General features: G+C 41.0%; 1 protein-coding gene. It reads left to right on the plus strand.

Translation table 11 applies throughout. The features are described 5' to 3' along the window. The coding region (locus G1O98_RS38195) for an NACHT domain-containing NTPase (RefSeq protein WP_163939648.1) at positions 1-1,448 on the plus strand (1,448 nt) is incomplete at both ends.

Genomic DNA, 1,448 nt, shown 5'->3' on the forward strand with positions numbered 1-1,448 from the left:
GACGACATTTACATAGATGTCAACATTTTGGAGGAGATTGCAAGCCTTCAGTGGTTAGAGTTTTCTGACTTGCAAAAATTTACATCAAAAGAATTTGATCGCTTTGGTTCAGGTGAAGTATCCCAGACACAAATGGCGGGGATCGCAGCAGTTCAAACTTATTCAAAGCTGCGGGTGTTGGGTAAACCGGGAGCAGGTAAAACGACTTTTTTACAACATCTGGCGATTCAATGCAACCGAGGGAGATTTGCTGCAAATCGGGTTCCTATTTTTGTCACCTTAAGAGATTTTGCTGACGAAACGAAAGTTGCAGAAGAATTCTATTTACTCAACTATATTTGCAAAGAATTCCTCACCAGTGGAATTTCAGATCCATCTGTGGTGGAAACTTTGTTGTTGGAGGGCAGAGTGTTGCTATTGCTGGATGGATTAGATGAAGTACTCCATCAACAGAGCATTAGTGTCGTCAATGAGATTCGCAGACTATCTGAAAAATATCAAAAGAATATGTTTGTCGTCACCTGCCGCACGGCAGCTAAAGCTTTCAACCTCAGACGGTTTACAGATGTTGAAATTGCCCCTTTTAGTCAAGAGCAAATTGTTGCTTTTGCTCAGAAGTGGTTTACAACAGTTGCGAAAACGAACATCCAGGATAAACAAGAGCAGGCATTTGAGTTTACCCGGAAACTAGATTTACCTGAAAATTTGCAATTTCGGAGGCTTGCTGTCACTCCCTTGTTTTTGCATCTCGCCTGCTGGGTTTTTCATCACCAGAACAAATTCCCAACCCAAAAAGCTGCGTATTATAAGCAGTGCTTAGACTTGCTCTTGGGCAAATGGGACGAAACTAAACCAATTGAGCGGGATGAAGTATACCAAGGTTTTTCATTAGCACAAAAACTTAAGTTGCTGAGTCAGGTTGCTAGCGCAACATTTGAACAGGGTAATTACTTTTTTGAACAACGTCTTGTTGAGCAACACATTAGTGATTATATCGGTGATTTGCCGAATGCTTCCACAGAACCAGAGGAATTGGAATTAGAAAGTGAAGGAGTACTTCAGGCGATAGAGTTGCAACATGGATTACTAGCAGAACGAGTGCGGGGGATTTTTTCTTTCTCTTATTTGACGTTTCAAGAATACCTGACTGCTCGAAAAATCGTAGGCAGTTATAATTTACAAGCATTAAAACAACCGTTAGAACGTCTGGTGGCTCATATTACTGAACCCAGGTGGCGTGAAATCTTTTTGTTAACGGTTGCCATGCTACGGAATGCAGATTTTTTGGTACTGTTGATGAAGCAAGAAATTGATGCACTAGTTGCACAAGATCCATATTTGCAAAAATTTTTAAAGCATGGAAATGTTGAGCATCACTGGCACTTCAGCCCACAGCAACAGCAAGTATTGCAACAATATTACGATGCCAATCAGTTGCTTCTCGATTG

This window comes from Nostoc sp. UIC 10630, assembly GCF_010747425.1.
Taxonomy (GTDB): Bacteria; Cyanobacteriota; Cyanobacteriia; order Cyanobacteriales; family Nostocaceae; genus Nostoc.